The sequence below is a fragment of the Emticicia oligotrophica DSM 17448 genome (assembly GCF_000263195.1).
Lineage (GTDB): Bacteria > Bacteroidota > Bacteroidia > Cytophagales > Spirosomataceae > Emticicia > Emticicia oligotrophica.
Genome location: NC_018748.1, coordinates 597,235 through 614,262, shown reverse-complemented (window position 1 = coordinate 614,262; position 17,028 = coordinate 597,235). Strand labels below are relative to the sequence as shown.

General features: G+C 37.7%; 14 protein-coding genes. 2 read left to right on the top strand and 12 right to left on the bottom strand.

The window, feature by feature from the left end; translation table 11 throughout:
- The first annotated feature begins 12 nt into the window (after positions 1-12).
- Positions 13-2,181 carry a S9 family peptidase gene (locus EMTOL_RS02650; protein WP_015027716.1) on the top strand — a complete coding sequence of 723 codons (2,169 nt, stop codon included), beginning with the start codon at positions 13-15 and terminating at the stop codon, positions 2,179-2,181.
- Positions 2,182-2,249: 68 nt separating this feature from the next.
- On the opposite strand, the gene EMTOL_RS02645 is transcribed toward EMTOL_RS02650, so the two are convergent.
- The 4 genes from EMTOL_RS02645 to EMTOL_RS02630 form a co-directional block, all read right to left on the bottom strand.
- Positions 2,250-3,686, bottom strand: coding sequence for a sulfatase family protein (locus EMTOL_RS02645; RefSeq protein ID WP_015027715.1), 1,437 nt, complete (start codon positions 3,684-3,686; stop codon positions 2,250-2,252).
- A gap of 80 nt (positions 3,687-3,766) precedes the next feature.
- Positions 3,767-5,134: a Gfo/Idh/MocA family protein gene (locus tag EMTOL_RS02640; RefSeq protein WP_015027714.1), complete on the bottom strand. Its 1,368-nt coding sequence runs from the start codon at positions 5,132-5,134 to the stop codon at positions 3,767-3,769.
- 189 nt (positions 5,135-5,323) lie between these two features.
- Entirely contained in the window at positions 5,324-7,303 is a 1,980-nt protein-coding gene (locus EMTOL_RS02635) for a S9 family peptidase (protein WP_015027713.1), read from the bottom strand.
- Positions 7,304-7,439: 136 nt separating this feature from the next.
- Complete coding sequence (locus EMTOL_RS02630) at positions 7,440-8,804, bottom strand: aldehyde dehydrogenase family protein (RefSeq protein ID WP_015027712.1); 1,365 nt, start codon at positions 8,802-8,804, stop codon at positions 7,440-7,442.
- 171 nt (positions 8,805-8,975) lie between these two features.
- On the opposite strand from EMTOL_RS02630, the gene EMTOL_RS21610 reads away from it, so the two are divergent.
- On the top strand, positions 8,976-10,784 hold the full coding sequence (locus EMTOL_RS21610; RefSeq protein WP_015027711.1) for a MutS-related protein: 1,809 nt from the start codon (positions 8,976-8,978) through the stop codon (positions 10,782-10,784).
- 57 nt (positions 10,785-10,841) lie between these two features.
- Here the strand turns inward: EMTOL_RS21610 and EMTOL_RS02620 are convergent, their stop codons facing one another.
- The 8 genes from EMTOL_RS02620 to panD all read right to left on the bottom strand — a co-directional run bounded on the left by EMTOL_RS02620 (position 10,842) and on the right by panD (position 16,918).
- Positions 10,842-11,189 carry a HopJ type III effector protein gene (locus tag EMTOL_RS02620; RefSeq protein WP_015027710.1) on the bottom strand — a complete coding sequence of 116 codons (348 nt, stop codon included), beginning with the start codon at positions 11,187-11,189 and terminating at the stop codon, positions 10,842-10,844.
- Entirely contained in the window at positions 11,189-12,010 is an 822-nt protein-coding gene (locus EMTOL_RS02615) for a gamma-glutamyl-gamma-aminobutyrate hydrolase family protein (protein WP_015027709.1), read from the bottom strand. Before EMTOL_RS02615 ends, EMTOL_RS02620 begins: the two co-directional genes overlap by 1 nt.
- Positions 12,007-12,753, bottom strand: coding sequence for a hypothetical protein (locus tag EMTOL_RS02610; RefSeq protein WP_015027708.1), 747 nt, complete (start codon positions 12,751-12,753; stop codon positions 12,007-12,009). The genes EMTOL_RS02615 and EMTOL_RS02610 overlap by 4 nt, the downstream gene beginning before the upstream one ends.
- A gap of 65 nt (positions 12,754-12,818) precedes the next feature.
- Positions 12,819-13,967, bottom strand: a complete 1,149-nt coding sequence (locus EMTOL_RS02605) for an iron-containing alcohol dehydrogenase (protein WP_015027707.1) — start codon at positions 13,965-13,967, stop codon at positions 12,819-12,821.
- A 186-nt stretch (positions 13,968-14,153) separates the two neighbouring features.
- Positions 14,154-14,855, bottom strand: coding sequence for a zinc metallopeptidase (locus EMTOL_RS02600; protein WP_015027706.1), 702 nt, complete (start codon positions 14,853-14,855; stop codon positions 14,154-14,156).
- 66 nt (positions 14,856-14,921) lie between these two features.
- The gene (gene rfaE2 / locus EMTOL_RS02595; protein ID WP_015027705.1) at positions 14,922-15,404 is read right to left on the bottom strand and encodes a D-glycero-beta-D-manno-heptose 1-phosphate adenylyltransferase; all 483 of its coding nucleotides are present in this window, start codon (positions 15,402-15,404) and stop codon (positions 14,922-14,924) included.
- A 79-nt stretch (positions 15,405-15,483) separates the two neighbouring features.
- Positions 15,484-16,470, bottom strand: coding sequence for a lysylphosphatidylglycerol synthase transmembrane domain-containing protein (locus EMTOL_RS02590; RefSeq protein ID WP_015027704.1), 987 nt, complete (start codon positions 16,468-16,470; stop codon positions 15,484-15,486).
- A 97-nt stretch (positions 16,471-16,567) separates the two neighbouring features.
- Positions 16,568-16,918 (bottom strand): aspartate 1-decarboxylase, encoded by a 351-nt coding sequence (gene panD / locus EMTOL_RS02585; protein ID WP_015027703.1) that lies wholly within the window; start codon positions 16,916-16,918, stop codon positions 16,568-16,570.
- Between the last annotated feature and the right edge of the window lie 110 nt (positions 16,919-17,028).

Genomic DNA, 17,028 nt, shown 5'->3' with positions numbered 1-17,028 from the left:
CAACCCAAATGTATGAAGAATAGATTTCTTTTATTCGTTAATTTTTTACTTTTTGTAACCCTAGCCCAAGCCCAGCAAATCAGATGGACGAAAGATGGCAATGCTTACACCCGCACTGAAGGTGGAGAAATAGTGGCTTATACCTTGCCTTCGCAACAAAAAAACACACTCATTACCAAAGCCCAACTGACGCCCAAAGGAGCCGAAAAACCTTTGAATGTAAGAAGCTATACGCTAAGTAATGATGATTCAAAAGCATTGATTTATACTAATACTAAGCAAGTTTGGCGATATGATACCCGTGGCGATTATTGGGTTTTAGACCTTAAAAATAATGCTTTATATCAGTTGGGGCAAGGCAAACCTGCATCATCGTTAATGTTTGCCAAGTTTTCGCCCGATGGTTCGAAAGTAGCTTATGTGAGTGAGCATAATTTGTTTGTGGAAGATTTAGCCACGCATAAAATTAAAGCATTAACTACCAATGGCACTCGTCGAATGATTAACGGTACATTCGACTGGGTTTATGAAGAAGAATTTGCTTGTCGTGATGGCTTCCGTTGGAGCCCAGATGGTAAAAGTATTGCTTACTGGCAAATTGATGCTACTAAGATTCGTGATTTTTTGATGATTAATAATACCGATTCAATCTATTCATATAATGTGCCAGTGGAGTATCCGAAAGTAGGGGAGAGTCCATCACCTTATAAAATTTTGGTGGCAAACGTGGCAACTGGAAAAACATTACAAATGAATATTGAAGGCGACCCTCAGCAAACTTATGTACCACGTATGGAATGGGTGCCGAATACGAATGATATTATTATTCAACAATTGAATCGTAAGCAAAATCTGAGTAAAATTATTATCTGTCAGGCACTTACAGGAAAAACGAAGACCATTGCTACTGAAACAGATGAGGCTTGGATTGATACCAAAGAGCGTTGGTCCGATTCACAAGAAGGCTGGGAATGGCTGAAAGGTGGTAAAGAATTCTTGTGGGTAAGCGAAAAAGATGGCTGGAGACATATCTATAAAATGGATTTGAATGGTAAAGAAACCTTGCTCACTAAGGGTAATTACGACATCGTGCATATTCCGTTGATTGATGAAGCCAACGGTTATGTTTACTTCACAGGTTCGCCACAAAATGCTTTACAAAATTATCTTTTCCGCATCAAGTTAGATGGTAGTGCTGAAATGCAAGCCGTTTTGCCAAATGCTCCCGCAGGAACGCACAATTATGTGCTTTCACCGAATGGAAAATTTGCTCGACATACATTTTCAAGTGCGAATATTCCGCCAATGACTGAATGGATAAATTTGTCCGATCATTCGCCCCTTTCCGAAAAAGAAAGTATTGCTGCGAAATTGGCTAATTTAAAAGTAAACAAACGAGTAGAGTTTTTTAAAGTAAAAACTGAAGACGGAATTGAGATTGAAGGTTGGATGGTAAAGCCTTTTAATTTTGATTCTACAAAGCGTTATCCGATTGTGTTTAATGTTTATGGCGAACCTGCTTCTGCTACGGTAAAAGATACGTATGGTACAGGCATGAACGGACTTTATAACGGCGACATGGCAAAAGATGGCTATATCTATGCTTCGGTTGATAATCGTGGGACTCCGCTACCTCGTGGACGTGCTTGGCGAAAAGCCATTTACCGAAAAATAGGTATTGTGAATATCCGTGACCAAGCGATGGCCGTGAAGGAAATCAGAAAATGGAAATATGTTGACACTACTCGTGTGGCAGTGCATGGATGGAGTGGGGGAGGTTCTTCGACCTTAAATTTATTATTCCAATATCCGCAGTTTTATCAGACAGGAATCGCTGTGGCAGCAGTAGGAAACCAACTTTGTTATGATAATATTTATCAAGAACGCTACATGGGGCTGCCGCAGGAAAATCGTGAAGATTTTGTAAATGGTTCACCCATTACACATGCTAAAAACTTGGTAGGAAATTTATTGTATATTCACGGAACGGGCGATGATAACGTGCATTATCAAAATGCTGAAATGCTTGTAAATGAGCTGATTAAGCATAATCGTCAGTTTCAGTTTATGCCATACCCAAATCGTAGTCATGGCATTTATGAGGGTGAAGGAACTCGTAAGCACTTGAATACGCTTTTTACTAATTATTTGAAGCAAAATTGCCCTCCGGGTGGGAGATGATAGGCATTTATTAGGTTCATTAGAAGTAGAGACAAGGCATGCCTTGTCTCTAAAAATATATATTACTATCATTCAACCAAACCACTCGCTCTAACATTTTTTCCTTTTCTATTGGTAAGGTCATCGCCGAGGTCTTCTCTAGCTTCTTCGGCAATTTTCTGTAATTCTGCGATAACTTCTGGATAAAGCTTTTGCACATCATATTGTTCTGATGGGTCTCTGCGAAGGTCATAAAGAGCCATTGGAATAAGAATATCCTCGGGGGCTTTACCAGCATAGCCATCATTGCCTGGCAACTGATTCATATACGAACGGCCTTTATGCTCAAAAACTAGCTTCCAATGCCCCATTCTGACAGCCTCTAATGAATTTCTGCGATAATAATAGTAAAAGGTTTTTCTTGGGCTTTGGCTTAAATCACCTTTGATTAATGATAAGATATTCACACCATCAATTTTGTTTTTTGGGAGTTCAGCACCTGTAATACGTGCAATAGTTGGTAAAACATCAATCGTTGATGCTAACTGATTGCATACAACTCCTTCAGGAGTAGTGCCTTTCCATCGCATGATGCAAGGTACTCTTTGTCCACCTTCAAAACTGGTTCCTTTCCCTTCTCGAAATCCACCAGACGAACCTGCATGATTCCCAAAGTTGAGCCAAGGGCCATTATCGCTTGTAAAAATGACCAAAGTGTTTTTATCCAAGCCATTTTCTTTCAAGGTTTTCATGATTTCGCCTACTGACCAGTCTATTTCCATCATTAAATCGGCATATAAACCTTGTTTACTTTTACCCTTGAATTTATCCGAAACCGCAATCGGTACGTGCGGCATCGAGTGTGGTAAATACAAGAAAAATGGCTTTTTATTGTTCTTTTTAATGAATTCTACTGCTTTTTCGGTGTAAAGCGTAGTTAGTTTAGCTTGGTCGTCGAGTGTTTTAATTTCTTCCTTTTTATCATTATTCTGTATCAATGGTAACACCGGATATGCACTCATGTGCTGTGTAGATGTGGCAGGTTTACCATCATAATACACAGGCCACATGTCGTTTGAGTAGGGCAAACCTACGTATTCATCAAAACCATGTTGGAGAGGCAAGAAGGTTTTATGATGCCCCAGATGCCATTTGCCGAAAATTCCAGTTGCATAACCTTTTTGTTTGAGCATTTCGGCAAGCGTAGTTTCTTCGGGGTTAATGCCGTTTTTGCTGGTAGGCATCAATGCTCCCGAAATACCAATGCGATTGGGGTAACAACCAGTAAGCAATGCCGCTCTCGAAGCACTACAAACGGCTTGTGCGGCCAAAAAGTTTGTAAATCTAACTCCTTCGGAAGCCAACTTGTCGATATTAGGCGTTCGATAATCAATGGCTCCGTAGCAACTTAAATCTCCATAACCCATATCATCCATGAAAATTAAAATGATATTAGGCGAAAGTTCTTTTTTAGTACTGCTTTGCAGTAATATAATAGTCAGTATAGATAAAAATATTTTTTTCATGAGTAATTTGACTTTCAAGAATAAAAAAATAACATCCCGAAAACTATTTGTTTCGAGATGCTTAACAAAATCAATATATTTTAAACTGTACCAACTTCAGGATGCTTCCAAGGCCCACGGTATGGTCTGCGGAGAAGCGTATTAGCTTCTTTATCATTGACCACTTCACGTTTTTTAGGGTCATAAACAAGCGGACGACCCAGTTTCATGGACATATTAGCCAAAATACAGCTGGCAGTTGAAATATGACCTTCTTCAATATCGGCTATCGGACGAGAATTATTTTCTATTGCTTTCAAGAAATCAAGCATGTGAAGGCGTGTGGCAGGAGCAGCGTTTAATTCGATGCGTTCTTCGGTTAAATCCTCTGGGTATTTTTCTTTTTCATACACTACATCTTTATCTATTTTCTCACCTTTTCCTTGCGGTACAAACGTATATTTCATAGTGCTGGCATAAAGTGTACCTTTATCGCCATACAAAATAAACGCCCACGGATAATCAGGGTTTGCAGGTGTTCCCCACGAACGATGCTGCCAAACACAGTTCAGCTCATCATATTCAAATACGGCTGATTGTGTATCGGAAATGTTTGATTTACCCTCTTTCTGAACATAGATTCCACCTTGTGAACTCACACGTTTTGGCCAGCCTAGTTTTAGCATCCATCTTACGGTATCAAACATGTGAATACACATATCTCCCATAATTCCATTACCATATTCGTTGAATGTTCTCCACCAACGAATATGCGGCAAACCATCGTACGGACGCATTGGTGCTGGGCCTGTCCACATTTCATAATCAAAGAAATCTGGTACTGCTTGTACAGGTGGATTGCCATTGTTTCTCATGTGGTAATAGCAACACATTTCTACGTGCGAAACTTTGCCTAAAAGGCCTGCATCAACGATGTTTTTCTTTGCCTCAATTAAATGTGGCGTGCTTTTGCGTTGAGTACCCACTTGCACAACTCTATTATATTTTCGAGCTGCTGCTACCATAGCTTCACCCTCAATAATATCAGTGCTAATAGGTTTTTGTACATACACATGAGCTCCCGATTTCATGGCTTCGATAGCGTGCAAGGCGTGCCAATGGTCTGGTGAACCAACTAATACAATATCTAATTTATTTTCAGCTAAAAGTTTTCTATAATCACCATAAAGTTTTGGTACTTGCTTCGATTGTTGACGTTGTGCTACTAAATTTCCCGCTGCTTTAAGCATATTTTGGTCAGGGTCGCATAAAGCAACTACTTCAACCGAAGCTACTTGAATGAGGCGGAAAAGGTCACTTTTACCGTACCAGCCAGTACCTATTAATGCAACTTTATAGGTTTTCGCTGGCGTAAAAACAGGTTGGGCATGAGTACCGAGCGTAGATAGTGCGATAGTAGCCGAAACTCCTTGAATGAACTCACGGCGATTGAGATTAAGGTTGTCCATTAGTTTTGTTTTATAGAGGATTGAATGAGATGCGAATAGAATTATTCAAATATATTTTATAAAACGAAGAAAGGCAAATTAAGTAGATATAGCACTAAAAAAATAGGACAATAATGCTGATTAAGACAAAAATTAAAAAAGGAAGACTTCGCTCAAAGCGAAGTCTTCCTTAAAAAATCTTTTTAAATTTTACTTTTTCAAATATTTATTAAACCAAGCAATGTATCTTTCAAAACGGTCTTTTTGGTAGCTTGGATTCGTAATTCCGTGAAACTGGTCAGGATAGATAATGAGTTCGGTTGGTATACCCAACGAGCGAAATGCCTGGTACATTTGTTCACTTCCCACCGATGGTACATTAAAATCACTCTGCCCAACCATAAACTGCGTTGGTGTTTTGATGCGGTCTGCTTTTAGGAATGGATAAGAAAGAGCAATGTATTTATCAAAATTTTTCCATGGAGCACCTAATTCATGCTCATACTGAAGTATGTATTGGTCAACACCATATAACGATGAAACCAAAGAAACTCCTGCACCACTTGAAGCAACTTTAAAGCGAGTATCTGTTGCAATAGTATAATTTGTTAGAATACCACCGTAACTCCAACCTCCAATGCCCAATTTTTCTGGGTCAGCGATACCATTTTGAACCACATAATCGGTAGCTCCTAATATATCAATGACCTCTTTATTTCCCCAATCAGCTGAAATGACCTTGCAGAAATCTAAACCACGACCATTCGAACCACGATAATTGACAGCCACAACTGAGTAGCCAGCAGCCGCCAACATTTGTCGTGTCATATCAAAACTAAACTCATCTTGTGCCACTGGCCCACCATGAATAAATAGTAAAGTTGGTAGTTTTTGGCCTTTTTGTGCATTGGCTGGAAGGTAAAGTAGATTTGAAACAAGCGTTCCATCCTTACTTTTTGACGTAAAACCTTCAACACTTGCTAAGGCGAGTGGTGCCAAAAATGCCTCTTGTTGATTTGTTAAACGGCGAAGATTGCCACTCTCAAAAACATAAAGTTCGCTCGGTGTTTGTGGGTCGCTCATACTCATGAGCCAATTACCTGATGGATGTTTTTCAATGCCTGTAAAACTCCTGTTTCCGCCCAAAACTTTTGTCATTTTACCATCAATTGCCGAAAACTGAGCAATGTATCTTGTGCGGTCATCGCTCACTATTGCATAAATTAAACTTCCATCTTTGTTCCATTTAGGGCTACCAACTGGTCGGTCTAAAGTCTTACTAAGTAATTTGGGTTCTCCGCCTTCTTTTGAAACCACGCATAAAATAGATTGGTCATACATGATGTAACTTTCGGCCGAAGTTGTGCGTAAATAGGCAATTTGTTTACCATCAGCACTCCATTCGGGGGCATAGTCACGACCAGTAAAGGTTGTGATTTGTTTCATGGTAGCGTTTGGTTTGGCGTCGATTACCCAAATGTCTGTATTTTCGTTGCGGTCTGGGTCTACAGTTCGGTTACTAACAAAAGCAATCTGTGTACCATCGGGCGACCATTTTGGTGATGTTTCGTCATAAATACCTTTTGTAAGGGTATCAATTTTCTTTGTTTCAATGTTGTAAAGATATAAATGCGTTGTTTTTTTCATCAAATACCCTTCTACATCTTGCTTGAAATGATAGCGGTCAATGACGATTGGCTTTGGAGATTTCGACTTAGAAGTATCAGTATCATTCGTAATAACCAATGCTATTTTTTTGCCATCGGGCGACCAAGCATAGTCTGATAAATCACCCTTTTTAATATCTGTTAATTGTTTGGCTTCACCTCCACGACGATCCATGAGCCAGATTTGACTACCAGTAAGTCCACCACGAGAAGATGTAAAAGATAAATATTTCCCGTCTGGGCTCCAACGTGGTTTTGATTCTCCATCGGGAGTAAATGTGAGTTGAATAGTTTCTTTTCCATCCCAAGATTGCATCCAAATATCAGAATTACGTTTGTTTTTCACCGAATCTACATTTGATAATGTATAAGCTACCCAATTTCCTTCGGGTGAAATTTGAGGGTCACCCAAACTAACTTGACGAAAAACATCAGATGGTTTGAGTGGGCGTTTGGTGGGCGTAGTCTGAGCAAAAAGGTTGAAGGTTATCGCCCAAATAACACATAGTAATGTTTTTTTCATTTGTATTAATTTGTTGATTGGTTATAAAATATTAAACCCGTCTAAAGTTTTAAACAATCTGAATTTTTATTCCTGTATGTATTGCTTGTATTTATTGATGTGCAGTTCTTTCAGGTTCTTAAATCGTAAATTAAAATTAACCTCTCAAATGCCACGCTTTAGGCTTCACGAATGCTCTAATGCCTGCATGTGAAAGAGTAGCTCCGAAGCCTGAGTTTTTTCTTCCACTCCACGGAAGCGGTGCAGATACTCGGTCACAACAATTCCAATAACCAGTTCCAGCATTCACTTGTTTCAGAAGTTTTTCGGCACGCTTTTTATCGTTTGAATAAACTGCTGCTGTTAGTCCATATTCTGTATCTTGCATAAGCTTAAGAGCTTCACGGTCATCTTTTACTTTCATGATTCCAATGATTGGTCCAAAAGACTCCGCCTGCATGACATCCATTTTGTGGTTTACATTGGTAAGCACAGTAGGTTCAAAATAATAACCTTTTCCTGTTATTCTCTTTCCACCTGCCATTAGCGTAGCTCCTTTCTTAAGAGCATCTTGTACTTGATTTTCAAGGAAATCTAACTGTGATTTTCTACTTAAAGCTCCAATATAAACGCCATCTTCGGTAGGTTGACCAATTTTATATGACTTTACTTCTTTCACAAAAGCTTCGACGTATTTCTCATATACTTTTTCGTGTACATAAATACGCTCAACTGCACAACAACTTTGACCATTATTGTAGAAAGCACCATCGGCGGTTCCTGCGGCAATCCCTTCAATATCAGTAATGTCGTCGGTTACATATAGTGGGTCTTTTCCTCCTAATTCGAGCTGACAAGGCACCATTTTAGGGGCTACTTTCTCATAAATGTAAAGCCCAGTACGATACGAGCCCGTAAAGAAATAGCCATCAAGTGGCATTGCCAAAAGTTGTTCACCCACTTCTTTTGCTCCAACTGCTACCGCAAAAACATCTTCGGGAACACCTGCTTCTTTCAGAAATTTTTCGATTTTCAAACCTGTCAATGTCGAAAACTCGGAAGGTTTGTATAAAACGGCATTTCCGCCAATAAGTGCTGGGATGAAAACATTCACGCCAACTAAAAATGGATAATTCCAAGCTGAAATATTGCAAACAACACCGAGTGGTTCGTATGAAATCCGTTCGGTAAGCCCCTCTTGCTTAGTCATTACTTCATCTTTCAAGTATTTCTGTGAGTTTTCAACAAAAAACTTGATTCTACCTCTTGCTCCGTTCACCTCATTGCGGGCTTGTTGTATAGGTTTTCCCATTTCAGAGCTAAGTGTAGTTGCTAATTCTTCAATGTTTTCTGCTAATAATTCGGAGAATTTCGCAATGATGGAAATACGCTTTTTTAAATTTACTTTCGCCCAAGATTTTTGACCTTTTTGGAGCGTTTTTAGTTTAGTTTTTAGGCTTTCTGCTGAATCTTCTTGTAAGGTGGTAATGATTTCTTCGGTAGCTGGATTGATGATTTGCATATAAGATTTTAAGTTTGATACCTAATGAGTTTAACTTTGACAAAGCTTTGAGCTTTGCCAAAGTTGGTGCCTTTAACACAAAAATAAGCAATCAGATGGATAAACTTTTATATTCTTCCTAAAACTCCGACAGAGTTGCCTATTTTTGCGACTGATTCAAAAAATGATTAGATGGAAAAGACTTATCAAGAAAAAATAACCACACTGCTTACGGAAATCGGGGTACTAAAAAAGAAAAGCGACCAAGTTTCGATGTATCGCCTTTTATTGATAATTGGCCTATTGATTTTAATTTATCAACTTTTCAAAATCAATGAAACCATAGGTGGTATATCAATCATTGCTGGAATTGTAGGATTCTATTACTTGGTTAAATATCATGAAAAAATTGATTCAGAAATAGAATTGAAAGAAACTACGTTAGAGGTAATAAAAAATGAACTGGCTTCATTAGAACGTATTTCGGGTGGTTATTATAATGGGCAAGAATATGCCCGACCAACGCATATTTTTACTGAAGATTTGGATATTTTCGGTGAAGGTTCATTGTTTCACCTAATTAATCGGACTAAAAGTAAAGCTGGGAATGATTATTTGGCACAGCAGCTATTGGGCGAAAATGAAAACTTTACGATTGAAGAAAAGCAAGAAGCTGCCCGAGAAATAGCCGTAAAAACCGATTGGCGTTTAAGCTTTTTTGCTTCGATGTTTCGAATTACTAATGAAGAGCGTGGCGTTAGTCGAGTATTGAAGCAAATTGAGCATCCACCAGTTTTAAATCTTGAAAAACTCATAGAGATTTACAGTAAGGTATTGCCTTTTTTATGGTTAGCTACCTTTGCATCGGCCTATTTTGTTTCACTTTCTTTTGCGGGTTATGTGGTCGGTGGATTAGCTTTGGTTAATTTTCGATTATCAGGTATGAATCAGAAACACACCGAAGAATACTTTAATACGGTTGCTGGGGCTGGGCGTCTGATGGAAAAGTTTGGCGTGGCAACGGGCTTAATTGCCCAAGAGCCTTGGCAATCTATTATCCTGAAAAATGCTCATGCTCGTTTACCAATTTCTAAACTTAATTCAAAAAATCCGATTGATGATTTTGTAATCATTCTCAAAAAGCTTGATATGCGTCGTAATATGTTGGCATCAATTTTTCTGACACTTGCCTCGCCTTTTCAGCCCATACAGTTGATAAAACTTCGTAAATGGCTCGAAGAAAATCCTGCATTCTTTGAAAAAATATTTGATGTAATTGGGCAATTCGAACTGTACGCAAGTATTGGTAATTTGAGTTTTAATAAGCCAAACTGGGTTTTTCCAAGCATTAATTCATACGAAAACTTTACGTTACATGGTGTAGAAATGGGACATCCACTTATTAATACGAAACACGTAGTATGTAATAGTTTTGATTTTGATGAAAGCAATCGTTTAACCTTAATCACTGGCTCAAATATGTCGGGCAAGAGTACTTTTCTGCGTACGGTGGGCCTTAATATTATTTTGGCTTACGCAGGATGCCCAGTTTTTGCCCAGCAAATGAAGCTTAGTAAAGGCATTAAATTGGTGTGTTATATGCGTATCAAAGATTCAATCCAACAGAATGCTTCAACATTTAAGGCCGAAATTGAGCGAATAAAATTGGTTTTATCAGCTATTAATCAAAATGAGAATGCCCTGTTTTTGATTGATGAAATGTTAAGAGGTACAAATTCAGAAGATAAGTTGGCTGGGTCGATGGCATTATTAGAGAAAATTGTGAGTTCAAAGGCCTTTGCTATGGTAGCAACACATGACCTTCGAATGACCGAAATTTCTGAAAAATATCCTAATGTGGTAAAGAATTACTACTTTGAATATGCTACTGAAAATGGCGAATTATTATTCGATTATTTAATAAAAGAAGGCGTTTGCAAGAGTTTTAATGCTTCTTTACTACTGAAATCTATTGGTTTACCGATTGGCAATAAATTGTAAGACTTGGATTTAACTGTGGCATATCTCGGAAGGTAAGCCACAGTTATTTTAGGTGCTTTATTTTTTCTCCGTAAGTGCTGTTCCTTCAAAAGAAATCCCTGCCCAACCAGTTTTCATAAAGTTTCTGATATTTTGGTGATTACTCGCTTCGGGGTTTTCGAGTACGTCTTTTCTGTAAAAATCGCCAAAACATGCAAGCGTATCTTCTACTGAAAAGCCTTGAATTTTAGCAAAGGAAAACAATTTGCATGAACCCGAGTTTTGACCAGCTTCATTACTCAAATCACCGTTTTGAAATGCTGTAGGTGTAAAATCGTAATTGGCTTCTACTACAGCCATGGTATCTGTAAATGCTACTTCTTGAGGAGTTTCTTTTAATTTTTTTAGGAATTCTTCGAGTGTCATTATTGAATTTTTGATTGAATATTTTCGACAAAATTTTGTCGAATTTTATAAGAAAAACTATTTTGTTCGGCATTGATAATTCGTTCGGGATGCCACTGTACGAGCATTAGGTAGTGGCTGTGTTTGTTGTGGCTTTGGTGGCTGAGCGGAGTCGAAGCCACTGAAGCTGATTCTGTTGAGTGAGCGTGGGTTTGGCTTCGCTCACTCAACTGTTCTAACTGGGGTGAGTGAGCGAAGTCGAACTCCAATCCTTCCACCACTTTATCATCAGAGAAAGCATTTACTTTGAGTGAGGGAGCAATTATATCTGCTGATTGATGATGAGCAGAATTGACATCGCCGAAAACAATATTTGTGATTTTTGAAAGTTCAGAATCATGTAAGATTTCTATGTTATGATAGCGGTCTTTCCCTTCAAAATACTTTGAATGATTTTCTTTGCCTGCGGTTGGTAAATCGGGGATAAGTGTTCCGCCAAGAAATACATTAACCAATTGCAGACCTCGGCAAATTCCTAAAACAGGAACATGATTTTTGAAGATATATTCACATACTTGCCATTCAAATTCATCTCTTCTTTCGTCCATGAAGTTGGGATTACACAAACTCAAAAATTCAGGTTTGTTATAAAATCTTGGATGAACATCTTCTCCACCTGATAGAATAATACCATCGCATTGCTCTATTTCGTGTAGATTATTGTACTTATAGCCAAGCTTAATTACTTCAATGTGCGAAGTATTTACCAAAGCATTTTGCGATAAAATCCATTTTTCATAGATTGGATGCTTCTCTCCACAGTCTGTAATGCCTATTTTCATTGAGGTCTTTCTAACGAATCGTAGTATTTGAGTGTACTTACGATACCATTTTCTGATTTTAAACTAATATTATTCGTTTTTACGTATTCTTCAATCAAAGTTTTTTTATCGCCAAAAAGGGCATAAAAGTTTTTACCCTTGGGCATTTGCGTTACTTGTTCATCTTTTAGTAATAATAACTTTGATGATTTTACGAATTCACCATCATATTGACCAGATGCTTCATAGCCTGTTTTTTCACCACTATTATTACTATGAAAATTGCAATTATATTCTTTCAATAATGTATTTTTTCCAATGTAAACCACTTCATAATAGGCTTTTTCAAATTTGCTAAAGTGGTGTCCCATAATTGTAAATGCATCAGGGCGAATGGCAATGGCTTCTTTGTTGGCGTCTTCTACTATATAAAGTTCACTTTTTTGAACATTAAAAGCCATGACGAACTCCATCTTTTTCCCACTTTCAGTATTGAATGTACCTTTATACCAACCATTTTTAAAGAAAGGCGTCCCTTTGTAGATTTTACTAAAATCCTGATTAGTATTATTTACAATATCTTTGATATTATAAAATGCCTGAAAAGTAGTATCACCAGTGGCTTTGTTAATAATAATGCGGCTATTACTGTTATCGGCAACTTTGGCATTTCGTAGGAAATAGTCGTATTTATTATTGCTGATTTGGGCAATAACAATATTCGACAATAATAGAAATACAATGAAAGTAGTAAAACGTCTCATAATAAATAATGTTTATTTTTAAAAAGTATATACTATTCCACTACAAAATGCCAACCTGTATTTTCTTATAAAGCCTCTAAATACAAGGCTTTGAAATCTTCTCTAGAAACAGGTTTAGGATTGTTTGGGTGAGCAAAATCGGCTATTGCTAAATCAGCCAAAGTTTCAATATGCTTTTCTTCAACCCCAATATCGCGTAAACGATGTGGAATATTAATTTTTGAATTCAAATCAAATAAATATTTAACAACAGCTTCTCCCGATTCTTCTTTCAACGCTAAAGTGCGAGCTATTCTTCGGAATTTATCTTCAAAACCTGCAATATTAAACTTCATGCCATAAGGAATGTTTACAGCATTGGCTAAACCGTGGTGGGTGTCGAGTAAAGAGGACAATGGGTGTGCCAACGAGTGTACAACACCTAAGCCTTTTTGAAAAGCAACTGCTCCCATCAAAGAGGCAATTAACATTTTGCTACGCGATTCTAAGTCAGGCTTATTAACCGCTTTTTCCAATGATTCATGAATTAAAGAAATTCCTTCCAAAGCTATACCTTCGCACATCGGATGCCACATTTTTGCAATATATGCTTCCATGTTATGTGTAAGGGCATCCATTCCCGTTGCTGCCGTAATGAATGGTGGTAAATCCATCGTGAGTAATGGGTCTGCAAAAATTACTTTAGCCAAAAGTTTAGGTGAAAAAAGAATTTTTTTCTGATGTGTTTCGTCATCGGCAATAATGGCACTTCTACCTACTTCACTACCTGTTCCCGCGGTTGTTGGTATCGTAATAAAATGCGGTACCTCGTTGGTTACATAGATATCGCCACCGATTAAATCATCGTATTTGAATAAATCTTCTCTATGATTAATTCTCAATAAAATGGCCCTTGCTACGTCAATCGCAGCACCTCCACCAATACCAATAATGCTATCACGTTCGGTACCATAATAGGCTTCATCTCCTTTGTAAACGTCCGATTTTACTGGGTTTTTGTGAATATCACAAAAAACTTCGGTGCTAATTCCTTTGTTGTTGAGGTCTTGAATGATTTGCTTGAAAAAAGGCAAATTCGCCACGTTTGGGTCGGTTACAACTAAGGGTTTTGAAAGGTTATTGTCTTTCAGATAAGCAGGTAGTTCAACTACTACACCTGCACCAAATCGGATTTTAGTAGGAAAATTGAATTGAGAAATACTGTTGAAATTCATAGGGTTTATTCAAAATAATTGTGTTGAACAATTCTTGAAATTGTTTAATAATTGCAATCTAAAATCGGACTACCGAACCTTTTATACATACTTTCACGAAAATACAACAAAAAACCACGAATTCAACAAAATAGCCTGTTAAATTCGTGGTCTTGTAGAACAATTCTCCTGAATTGTTAGGAAGTATTAATCGTCTCTTCTTCCTAAGAAAATACTTAAATAATAAAGTAAGTTTGCTACCGCACCGGCCGCAGCCACTACATACGTTAGGGCGGCCCATTTAAGAGCATCTTTTGCCATGTCATGTTCGCCAGTCGTTACAATCGCACGGGCTTCCATCCATTTCAAAGCACGGTTGCTGGCATCATATTCTACTGGTAATGTAATTAGCGAGAAAATAGCTAAAGCAGCATTGGCTAATACTAAAACTAAAAGGAGCATATTTCCGAAGGCACTACCACGTGAGAGCATATAAATGCCACCAAACATCAAAAACATATTGGCAAAATTCATCACATTGGTAGCTACGTTTACCGCTGGAACTAATGACGAACGCATCTTAAGTGGAGCGTAAGCAACGGCGTGTTGAACGGCGTGTCCACACTCATGGGCTGCTACTGCCGCCGAAGCCGCACTTGTGCCATGATACACATCGTAGCTAAGATTGACAGTTTTGTCGAGTGGGTTGTAGTGGTCTGTTAATTGACCATCTACTTGTATGATTCGAACATCATAAATTCCGTTGTCGTGTAGCATCCGTTGAGCAATTTCCGCTCCTGACATGCCATTACGCAAACGAATTTGAGAATATTCGGCAAATTTACTTTTTAAACGTCCTGATACTATCATCCCAAGTATCATAAAGACCACACCAATAATAATTATCATAATCTTTGTGTTGTTAATTTTTGATGACAGAATACAATTCTTCTACCTTTTATTTCCATCATCTAATCATTCTGAAATTGCTTTTATTTTCTGAATAATTGAGGTTGTTGAATATCCTTTTACTAATGAAATGGTTTTTACCTCGCCTCCATTGGCTAGCACAAAATCTGCACCAACGATGTTTTCTATTGAATAATCATCACCTTTAACCAAAATATTCGGACAAAGTGTCTCAATTAACTCTTTGGGGGTGGGTTCATCAAACAAAATGACAGCATCGACAAAACTCATAGCTGCCATCATTCTTGCTCGTGCATATTCATTGATAACAGGTCGAGTTTCACCTTTTAATCTACTCACCGATGCATCAGTATTTAAACCTAGAACCAGTTTATCACCCAAATTACGTGCTTTTTCTAGGTAATCAATATGCCCTAAATGTACAATATCGAAGCATCCATTCGTAAAAACGATTTTTTTGCCTTCAGATTGCCATTGCTTAATTTGATTTTTTGTCTCTGTTAGACTTAATATTTTCGATTCGGTCATTCTTTTGTGAAATAATATAAAAAAATTGATTTTTGGTTATTTGTAGAGACGTTGCATGCAACGTCTCTACGGAAATCTTTTATGTATTAATTCCCCTGTTAGGCAAAATCAATGTTAAAAGAAAGGCAATAATACCAAATATGGCTACAAATACCATTCCCTGCATAGCGTGTAAGAATGTGGCAAGAGTAATGCCGTCTTGTTGCGATAAGCCATAAAGTACCACAATGCTTCCTACTAAAAAGTGGTAGCTCCCAATTCCTCCTTGCGTAGGTGCTGCCATGCCAATGGTTCCCATAACAAAAATAGTTAATGCGGCGATTGGCGAAAGATTCGCCGTTTCGGGCAAGGCAAAGAATAACACATAGGTCATGATGAAGTACATCACCCAAATAAGTGCGGTATGAAATAAAAATGCAGTTGGATTTTTTAAATTTCTAACGCTCAGAAATCCACTGGCAAAACCTCCAATTACCTTAGCTATTTTTTGATAGAAAGCATTTTGCTCAATTTTAGTTTGATTTTTCTTGAAGACAAAATAGGCAGTAATTAGTAGCAAGATACCAATTACCGCATAAGCACCTATTAAGAGTGGATTTTTAAATTTTTCACCAAAGAAATTAAAAAACACTTCTTTGAGTCGATCGAATTCAAGGATGAGATTTAAGAAAATAAGTACTAAAAGTACCAAAACATCAATCAAACGCTCGGCAATTACAGCTCCGAAAGATTTTTCGAATGGAATACCCTCTAATTTATTGAGCGTACCGCAACGAGCAACTTCCCCAGCTCTTGGGAAAATGAGATTAGCTCCATACCCAACCAAAACCGCTAAAGTCGTACGAAAAACCGATGGTCGATAGCCCATGGGTTCGAGCATTAATACCCATCGATATGCTCTACTCCAATGTGCAACTAATGCTAAAACAGCAGAAAGTGCTACCCACCGATAATCGGCTTGTTTGATTTTTTCCCAAAGTGTATGTAGGTCAATGTTTTTAAACGTAAACCAAACTAAAACACTGGCAACTGCCAGGGAGATGAGGTATTGAAGTGCTTTCTTCATTTTTAAATAGGTAGTATAGCTTTTAAAGCATTGAATTTAACAAGTTTTGATAACTAACTCACTCAATTTGCACAATTCTGGAGAATTGTGTTACAAATTATTTGATGACTAAGTTATTTTCATCAGGAAAAACAACCAAAGGCTTATGGTTTTTTGCCTCTTCTTGGGTCATCCAAGCATAAGAAATAATAATCACAATATCGCCCACTTCGGCTTTTCGTGCAGCAGCTCCATTCAAACAAATAATTCCAGAGCCTCTTTTCCCTTTAATGGCGTAGGTTTCTAATCGCTCGCCATTGTTGTTATTTACAACTTGTACACGCTCATTTTCCATGATACCCGCTGCATCTAAAAGGTCTTCATCAATTGTGATACTACCAACGTAATTTAATTCTGCTTGAGTGACTTTCACTCGGTGGATTTTTGATTTGAAGATATTAACTAACATTTTAATCTAATTAAGAATTGCAAATGAACAAGAATTAACGGCCTGCAAAATTATAAAATTGCTTATGAAACAAACATTTAGTGTGACAATAAAATTCAGATTAAAAATTT